The following is an 8,885-nucleotide window of genomic DNA, read 5'->3' as shown; positions in this document are numbered from 1 at the left end:
GGCCGCCGGTCCACGGATTGGTGTACTCCAGCACGATGCCGTCGACATCGCTTCCGTGCGCGGTGTCGGCGATGGACGCCAGCGACCGTTCGGTCTCCTGCCAGGTGTAGCGGGTGACGGGGGAGCTGGGACCGTCCTGGGCGAGCCACACGGGGTTGAGCCGGCCGTGGAGGAACTGCCTGCTGCCCGCGTCGTCGGCACGGGTGACGGGCTGGAGGCGCTGGTCGTACTTCTCGTAGAACCCGGCTTCCAGGGCGTTGACCAGCGGGTAGTCCAGAGCGTCGAGCCAGATCATCGGCGCGTCGCCCTCGTGGGTGTGGTCGTGCCATTGCCAACCGGGCGTCAGCAGCAGGTCCCCCGGGGCCATGAACACGCGTTCGCCGTTCACCGTCGTCCACGCACCGCTGCCCTCCAGCACGAACCGGAACGCGTTGGACGTGTGCCGGTGCGCCTGTGCCGTCTCACCGGGCAGGATGATCTGGAGGCCCGCGTAGAGCGTGTTGACGGTGGCCGGGGGATCGGTAAGGCCGGGGTTGACGAGCATGAGGACCCGCCGCTCGGCCTCGTCCAGGGAGAGGGTCTCGGAGAAGTGCAGCAGGTGGGGCCGCAGTTGCCGCCAGCTCCACCGGTAGGGCACGGCGCGGCTCCGGGGTTCGGCGGGGAACAGGTTGCCGTAGAAGCGCCACAGCGGAGCCGCCCCGAGAGCCGGCAGGGCCTGGTAGGCGGGATCGTCGGTCGTCATGGTGTCCTCCTGAGGTGACGGGATCATGGGGCGGTGACGGCCGCCGGGGCCGGCGTCCACACCCAGGACACGTCGTCGAAGTCGTCGGGCCCGCGTGAGGCGAAGAGCGCGTTGCGGAGCGTGGCACCCATGCCTTCGAGGTGACAGATCTCGCCGAAGCGGCGGGCACCGGTCTGGATGCGGGCCGCTCGCTCGCGGCGCTGACCGGCGTACGCGGCGAACGCGTCGGCCGGATCGGAGAACCGGCCGAGAGCCCGGCCGAGTGCGACGGCGTCCTCCAGTGCCTGACAGGCGCCCTGTGCCAGGTACTGGAGCATCGGATGCGCGGCGTCACCCAGCAGGGCGATCCGGCCGTGGACCCACTTGTCGGTGGGCAGGCGGTCGAACAGGGGCCAGCGCCGGTCCCGCGCAATGAGCGGCAGGGCGTCACGCACGGTCCGGCAGGTCCCGGCGAAGCGCTCCTCCAGCTCGGCCTCGGTGCCCCAGGCGTCCGAGTCCGGCGTGTAGTGGTCGCTCTCGAAGACGGCCACCTGGTTGTAGAGCTCGCCGCGCCGGACCGGGTACTGCACCAGGTGCATCCGCGGCCCGGCCCAGACCATCACGGCCTCGGAGGCGGCGTGCTGCGACATCCGGCCGGTCATCCTGTCCGTGGGAAGGGCACCGCGGAACGCCACGTACCGCGAGCAGACCGGCTCTCCGTCGCCGACGAGGGCCCGGCGCAGTCGCGAGTGCAGTCCGTCCGCGGCCACGACCGCGTCAGCGGTCAGTTCCGAGGAGGTCCCGGCGAAGTGCAGACGTACCCCTGATCCGTCCTGTTCGGCGTGCGTGACCGTGTGCCCGGTGCGCAGGGCGACGGAAGGGTGTTCCTGGCAGGCCGAAAGGAGTGCCGCGTGCAGATCCGTGCGGTGGGTGACCAGGTAGGGATAGGTGAAGCGCCGGGTGTACGCCGCGCTGCGCAGATCGAGCGAGGCGACCTCGTCTCCGCTCAGGGCGTCCATCATCACGAGCCGGGGCGGGGCGACCGCGGTGCGCCGGACCGCGCCCAGCACGCCCAGGTCGTCGAGGGCGTGAGAGGCGTTGGGGGCGAGCTGCAGTCCGGCGCCGATCTCCGCGAACCGGGCTGCTTGTTCCACGAGAGTCACGTGGTGACCGGCGCGTGCGATCGACAGTGCGGCGGCCAGGCCTCCTATGCCGCCGCCGACTACGGCGATGCGATGGGGAGCAGGGGTCAGGGACATATGGCCTCCTTGTTCAGGAAGTGCGGGACACCGATGGGGTGAAAGGCGGGGCGAGAACTTCACTCAGTGATCCGTAGAGCAATCATTGGTGTACTGATCATGTGGCGAGAGTGTTGCCTCGATGCCGACGCCGTGGTGGAGGAGATCCGGGGCTGCCGGCAGGCGGCCGTGGGGCTCTGCGGGTGCGTGAGGAGGCCGGCGACCGCCTCGGCGGCCTGGCCGGCTACCCGGGACCGGCTGGGCGCAGGGCGTCGGACACGGACTTGACGCCACCGTGGGCCGTGAGGCCGCCGTCGACGGGAATCTCGGCACCGGTGATGAACGACGACCGGTCGGACAGCAGGAACACGACCAGCGGTGCGACCTCCTCGACGGTTCCGGTGCGCCCCAGCGGGGTCTCGCGGATGTTCGTCTCCCGGAAGGCGGGGGAGGCGGAGGCGGTCATCTCGGTCTCGATGTAGCCGGGGTGGATCGTGTTGACACGGATTCCACGGGGCCCCAGCTCCAGCGCCGCCGTCTTCGAGAGGCCCCGAAGAGCCCACTTGCTGGTCGTGTAGGCGACCGGGTAGTGGGCGGTGAGGGCCGCCGAGGAGCCCACGTTCACGATGGAGGAACCCGGTGGCATCAGGGGCATCAGGTGCTGAATGCCGAGAAGCGGGCCGGTGACGTTGACGGCGTGGACGCGTGCCATGTCGTCGGGACGCACCTCGCCGACGCGGGCGCGCCACGTGATGCCGGCGTTGTTCACCAGTCCGTGTACGTGCCCGTACGCCTCCCGCAGCTCGGCGGCGAGTTCGGCCCAGTCCTTCTCGCTGGTCACGTCCAGGCGACGGCAGCCGCCCACGGGTTCCAGGTCGGTCGCGATGACCTGGGCGCCTTCGCGGGCCAGGGCGGCGGCCTCGGCGGCGCCCTGGCCGCGAGCCGCGCCGGTGACGACGACGACCTTGCCGTCCAGAGCCCTGGGGTGCGGTACGGGGTTCACGAACATGTCCTCCTGACTGCGGTGGGACTAATCTGGACCCCGCACCGACGATCAGGGAAATTGATTCTGTGGATGGCCCCCATCCAAGTTCTGTATACCCGCCGGTCGGTGCCCCAACGCAGAGGGAAACCCGTGAATCTGGCCCGTCTCGATCTGAACCTTGTCGTCGCCCTGCGCGCTCTTCTCGAGGAGCGCAACGTCACCCGCGCCGGTCAGCGCGTCGGGCTGAGCCAGCCCGCGATGAGCGCTGCCCTGGCCCGGCTGCGCCGCCATTTCGACGACGACCTGCTCGCCCGTGTGGGCGGCCACTACGAGCTCACCGCACTCGGCCAGGTCCTGCTGGCCCGTACCGCCACTGCCTACGAGGTGATGGAACGGCTCTTCGCCAGCCAGGCCGCGTTCGATCCGGTGAGCGAGACGCGCGAGTTCAAGATCGTGGCGTCCGACTACGCGGTCGCCGTGTTCGGCGCGGAACTCGCCCGGGTCGTGCACGAGGAGGCTCCAGGAATCCGGCTGCGTTTCACCCAGACCCCGACCACCGTGGTCGACGAGACGGCCACCCTGCTCAGCACCACCGACGGACTGCTAATGCCGCACGGTGTCATCAGCGACTTTCCCGCCACCGACCTGTACGAGGACCGCTGGGTGTTCCTCGTCGCCGACGACCACCCGAGCGTCGGCGACCGGCTCACCCGGGAGGATCTCGGGCGGCTGCCGTGGGTGACCTACCAGCGGACCTACGACGCCCCGGCGGTTCGCCAGCTCGGCATGCTCGGAATCGAGCCGCGTGTGGAAGTCTCCGTCGACAACTTCCAGTTGCTGCCCATGCTGGTGGAGCGCACTCAGCGCATCACCCTGATCCAGGCGCGCCTCGCCCGCCTTCTCGCTCCGCTCGCCGCAGTCCATGTGGTCGAGCCGCCGTACGAGGCGGTCCCGCTGAGGGAGGCGCTCTGGTGGCATCCCGTGCACACACACGACGCCGCCCACATCTGGCTCCGAGAAACGACCGCCCGGGTAGGACGCGGCATGGTCGGCGCACCCGAGGCCCACACGGGCTTCTGACGACGGGTCCCGCCACGGGCCCACCGGTTCTCCCGCCGCGACGCCATCCACGGCCCGGATCACCGCGATCGGGAACCCGGATGGCGTCGGGGCTGGTCAACGCGGCGCGCAGGCACGCACAGTTGGTGACATGAGATACCTCGCCGGCCCCGCACCCCCAGGACGCGATCCTGCCGCGCTGCCCCGTTCCCCGACCGGCGAACCGGGCAGAGTGCCGCGACGGAGGGGTGCCCGCTGCGCCCCTGGGCGAGGGGCTGTCCGCCGGACAGCCCCTAATCCGTGCGCAGGGCGGTAGTGCTGGCGCGGACCACCAGCCTCGGTGTCATGGAGGTCTGCATGGCCCGGTCCCGCCGGCCTTCCACACGCTCGATCAGCATGCGTGCGGCGGACGAGCCCATGGTGTGCCCGGCCTGGTCGACGCTGGTGAGCTGGACGGGAGCCAGGGCGGCGAGCGCGGTGTTGTTGTAACCGACGAGCGAGAGGTCGTCGGGGATGCGAAGGCCGAGCTCGTGGGCCGCCCGGTAGATGCCCAGTGCCGCGACGTCGGCGCCGGTCATGATGGCGGTCGGCGGCTGTTCCGCGGTCAGCAGGGTCATACCCGCCTTGAAGCCGCCGTCGTCGGAGTACGCGGCGTGATGCACGCTCATGTGCCCGGAGAGACCGTGCCGTTCCATGGCTGCCCGGTATCCGGCGGTCAGGACGGTCTCGGGGGTGCGTTTCCACTGATTCGCCCGCGTGCCCGGGGCGGAGACCAGGGCGATGTCCCGGTGGCCCAGCGACACCAGGTGGTCAACGACCAGCCCCGCGCCGGTGTCATCGGCGTCGACCACGGAGTCGTGGGTGTCGGCGCTGTCGTGGTGCCCGATGACCACGGTAGGGGTGGCCGCGGCCGTCGCCAGCACCTCGGCGCGCGAGGTCCCCGGAGCGATGAGGATCAATCCGTCCATCTGGCGGTCGACCAGGGCCCGGATGGTCTTGGCCTGTTCCTCGGGATCGAAGCCGGCCGCACCGATCAGCACCGTGTACTCGCCGTGACGCAGTTCCTCCTGGATCCCGTCGAGGATGTCCGCGAAGAAGGCGTTCCGGACGTTGTCCAGGAGAACCCCGATGGTGTAGGTCCGTCCCCGCATCCCGCGTGCCGCCGCGTGCGGACGGTAGTCCAGTTCGGCGATGGCTGCCCGGACCTTCTCCTGCATGGCCGGGCTCACGCCGTAGGCGTTGCGCATCACCTTGGAGACCGCGGCCACCGACACGCCGGCGTGCCGCGCCACGTCTGTGATGGTCACCCGTTTGTTCTGCTTGCCCGCAGCAGGCCCGCCCATCGTCATTGCTCCGCTTCTCGTTGTGTTTGGTGTAACGGTCTACATGATGATGCCTGAGTTTCCTCAAGGATACCGCTGCGTTGCCAGTGTTAAGGCTCCGTGTCTTGACGGATCAGGGACGGCGGTGCAGGGTGTTGCCCACTTCGTAGTGGAGAACGTTATACGCGATTCTCCGTGCAGCCGGATCCGCTGTTCCCTCGTGGCCGCTCTCCGTTCCACGCCTCTCTCTCAAAGACCTCCGGGAGTCTTCTCGTGTCCGTTCGTATGCCCTGTGTCCGCCGTAAGCGTCCGAGCCTGTTCACGGCAGGCGCCGCCTCTCTCGCGCTGCTCACCACCGCCTGCGGCGGCAGCGGCGGCTCCTCGGCCGCACCCAAGGAGTTCAGCTACCTGAGTGTCACCGAGAACACCACGGTGAAGACGGCACTGACCTCCATGTCCGGCGGCGCCTGCAAGGCGGCGAACGAAGCACTGCCGCTGAAGGTGGAGACCGTGCCGCAGGCGAGCCTGGACCAGAAGCTCCAGCTGCTGGCCGGCCAGGACGCCCTGCCGGTGCAGTTCGCGGCGGGCAACGCCCCCGCCCTCACCCAGCAGCTGGCCAGGTCGGGCAAGGTCGCCGACCTCGAGAAGGAGCTCAAGGAACTCGGCGTGTACGACCAGCTGGAGCCGGGCGCCGTCTCCACGATCAAGGCCCTCTACGGCGGCAAGCTGGAGGTGCTCCCGTACGAGTACAACGTCGAGGGCATCTTCTACAACAAGAAGCTCTTCAGGGAGAACGGCCTCAAGACCCCGGCCACATGGGACGAACTGGTGTCGGCAGCCGCGAAACTGCAGGACGGGGGAGTGCAGCCGTTCACCGCATCGGGCCAGCAGGGCTGGCCGCTGACCCGCCTGATCAGCGGCTACCTCTACCGCAGCCTCGGCCCGGACGCCCTGAAGGCGGTCGCCGACGGCAAGGCGAAGCTCACCGACCCGGAGTACGTCAAGGCCGCCGAGGAGATCGCCGGCCTCGGCAGGAAGGGCTACTTCGGCAAGGGCGTCGGATCCATCGACTACGACACCGCGATGAACCAGTTCCTCAACGGCAAGGCCGCCATGTTCTACATGGGCAGCTGGGCGCTGGCGAACATCTCCGACGAGAAGCAGAACAAGGTCGGTGCCGAGAACGTCGGCTTCATGCCCTTCCCCGCGGTCTCCGGCGGCGCGGGGGCCATCGACCAGTACCCCTCCAACGTCGGCCTCGGCATCACGCTCGCTGCCAAGTCCTTCGACGGGAAGACCGGCGACTGGGTCTCCTGCATCACCAAGAACTACGGCAGCACAGCGCTCAAGGACCACGGTTCCATATCCGGCTTCAAGGTGAACACCGAGGTGATGGACGCCAACGACGTCACCACCCAGGTCCGCAAGACGATCAGTGAGTCCCAGCGCAACGTGCTGTGGTTCGAGGCCCTGTTCAGCACCAAGGCCACCACCGTCAGCCAGACCAACGCGGCCGGACTGGTCACCGGGAGCATGAAGCCCGAGGCCTTCATGCAGACCGTTCAGGACGCGCTGACCGCCAAGTGAGACCGGCCGGGGGCGGTCCGTGCCTCCTCCCCGCACAGCCCGCGCGGGCCGCCCCCGGCACCCTGCCGGCAGGTCTCTTCAACGGAAACGAACTGGACACCATCCATGCACCGCGTACTCGGTGACCGCAGGGCCATAGCGATCCTGCTCGGTCCCGCCCTTCTCGTCTACTCACTGATCATGCTGGTCCCCATCGTGTGGTCCCTCGGGTACTCCTTCACCCAGGGCAACACCATCGAAGGATTCACCGGCAACGGAGGCGCCAACTTCTCCCGCCTGTTCGACGACCCCGCCGTCCGCGACGCCCTCTGGTTCACCCTCAGATACGCGGCCCTCGTCACGGTCGGCCAGATCGTCGCCGGCTACCTCCTGGCCCTGCTGTACGTCTTCTTCCTGAAGAAGTCCTCCGGGCTCATCCGCACACTGGCCTTCTTCCCGGTGGTGCTGCCCACGGTCGCTGTGGGCCTGCTCTTCCAGAAGTTCTTCCAGGTCGCACCGCAGACAGGCCCGGTCAACTCCCTGCTCAACGCGGTCGGGCTCGACTCCATCGACTTCTTCGGCAGCGCGGGAAGCGCGTTCTGGGTCCTGATCCTCATGGACATCTGGCGCTCCATGGGCTTCTACGCAGTCCTGCTCTTCGCCGGCCTCGTCGACATCCCGGACGAGGTCCTCGAATCGGCGCGCCTGGACGGGGCCTCGGGGCTGCGGCTGATCCGGCACATCGTGCTGCCGCTCTCCCTGCCCGTACTGATGTCGTCGCTGATCTTCAGCATCAACGGGACGCTCAAGGTCTTCGACTCCGTCGTCGCCCTGACCAACGGCGGCCCGGGCAGCGGCACCACTCCACTGACCCTGTACATGTTCCAGACGTCGTTCACCTACAGCGACTACGGCTACGGCAGCACCATCGCCCTGCTGCTGACCGTGGTGTGCCTGCTGGTGAGCCTGGCCGTCTACCGCGTCTCGCGGCGCGACCTCTCGGAGAGCTGAACGCCATGGCCATCGACACACCGGTGAAAACCTCCGCAGGCCACCGAGGCCGGAGGCCGTCCGGCAGCGGCGGACCCATACACACGGCCCGGGCACCGCGCCGGCTATGGGTGAAGATCGTCGTCACGGTGCTCCTGGTCGTCGAGATCTACCCGCTGATCTGGATGTTCCTGACGTCACTGAAGTCCAACGACGACTACCTCAACAACTCCACCTGGGGCCTGCCCACCACATGGGAGTGGGGCAACTACACCGAGGCGTGGACCACCGGCCACCTCGGGCTCTACGTCCAGAACAGCCTCCTCGCCGTTCTGCCCGCTCTGGCCCTGATGCTCCTCCTCGGCACGGCCGCAGGGTTCGCCCTGCAGATCATGGTGTGGAAGGGCCGGAGCCTCACCCTGCTGGTCTTCCTGGCGGGCATGATGGTCCCGCCGCAGATGATCCTGCTGCCCCTGTTCACCGTGTATTTTCAGACCGGACTGTCCGGCACCCTGTGGCCGCTCGTCCTCACCTACACCGGGACCGGCCTCCCTCTGACCGTCTTCATGATGGCCACCTACTACCGGACCGTTCCCCGCGAACTCTTCGAAGCGGCCACCATCGACGGTGCGGGCATCCTGCGCGCCTTCTGGACCATCAGCGTGCCCATGGTCCGCAACGCGCTGCTCACCGTCGGCCTCGTGCAGTTCTTCTTCATCTGGAACGACCTGCTCATCGCGCTGACGTTCACCAACAACCAGGACCTGCGCACCATCCAGGTCGGCCTGCTCAACTTCACCGGCGACTTCGGCGCCACTCAGTACGGGCCTCTGTTCGCCGCCATCTGCATCAACGTCTTCGGCACCCTCCTGATCTACCTCTTCCTCAACCAGAAGGTGATGAAGGGCCTCACCTCGGGAGCGGTCAAGGGCTGACCCCGGCCCTCACCATGCCCGCCCGCTCCCGCACGTGAAAGAAGGGTCCCCCCTTGCTCCCCCCTCAGC

The 8,885-nt window shown here is 68.4% G+C and carries 8 protein-coding genes; 4 read left to right on the top strand and 4 right to left on the bottom strand.

All coding sequences use genetic code 11. The features are described from left to right. The 3 genes from JGS39_RS36905 to JGS39_RS36895 all read right to left on the bottom strand — a co-directional run. Positions 1–742: cupin domain-containing protein (locus tag JGS39_RS36905; protein ID WP_236065900.1), on the bottom strand; the 742-nt coding region annotated here is incomplete at its 3' end. 23 nt (positions 743–765) lie between these two features. Continuing rightward, the gene (locus JGS39_RS36900) at positions 766–1,980 is read right to left on the bottom strand and encodes an FAD-dependent monooxygenase (RefSeq protein ID WP_219574131.1); all 1,215 of its coding nucleotides are present in this window, start codon (positions 1,978–1,980) and stop codon (positions 766–768) included. Positions 1,981–2,203: 223 nt separating this feature from the next. Next, entirely contained in the window at positions 2,204–2,968 is a 765-nt protein-coding gene (locus JGS39_RS36895) for an SDR family NAD(P)-dependent oxidoreductase (protein WP_219574130.1), read from the bottom strand. Between the two features lie 126 nt (positions 2,969–3,094). On the opposite strand from JGS39_RS36895, the gene JGS39_RS36890 reads away from it, so the two are divergent. Beyond that, complete coding sequence (locus JGS39_RS36890) at positions 3,095–4,024, top strand: LysR family transcriptional regulator (RefSeq protein ID WP_219574129.1); 930 nt, start codon at positions 3,095–3,097, stop codon at positions 4,022–4,024. A gap of 272 nt (positions 4,025–4,296) precedes the next feature. On the opposite strand, the gene JGS39_RS36885 is transcribed toward JGS39_RS36890, so the two are convergent. Further along, a complete protein-coding gene (locus JGS39_RS36885) occupies positions 4,297–5,310 on the bottom strand; it encodes a LacI family DNA-binding transcriptional regulator (RefSeq protein ID WP_306105659.1) in 1,014 nt (337 codons plus the stop codon). Positions 5,311–5,598: 288 nt separating this feature from the next. Here JGS39_RS36885 and JGS39_RS36880 point away from each other — a divergent pair, with 288 nt between their 5' ends. From JGS39_RS36880 to JGS39_RS36870, 3 genes are all read left to right on the top strand, one after another. After that, positions 5,599–6,912, top strand: a complete 1,314-nt coding sequence (locus JGS39_RS36880; RefSeq protein WP_306084234.1) for an ABC transporter substrate-binding protein — start codon at positions 5,599–5,601, stop codon at positions 6,910–6,912. A 105-nt stretch (positions 6,913–7,017) separates the two neighbouring features. Further along, positions 7,018–7,902: a carbohydrate ABC transporter permease gene (locus JGS39_RS36875; protein WP_219574128.1), complete on the top strand. Its 885-nt coding sequence runs from the start codon at positions 7,018–7,020 to the stop codon at positions 7,900–7,902. 110 nt (positions 7,903–8,012) lie between these two features. Further along, the gene (locus tag JGS39_RS36870) at positions 8,013–8,816 is read left to right on the top strand and encodes a carbohydrate ABC transporter permease (RefSeq protein WP_306084235.1); all 804 of its coding nucleotides are present in this window, start codon (positions 8,013–8,015) and stop codon (positions 8,814–8,816) included. Positions 8,817–8,885 lie beyond the last annotated feature (69 nt).

The sequence above is a fragment of the Streptomyces poriferorum genome (genome assembly GCF_019399235.1).
Taxonomy (GTDB): domain Bacteria; phylum Actinomycetota; class Actinomycetes; order Streptomycetales; family Streptomycetaceae; genus Streptomyces; species Streptomyces poriferorum.
Note: the sequence above shows the minus strand (reverse complement) of the source record. Positions and strands in the feature narration are given on the sequence as shown.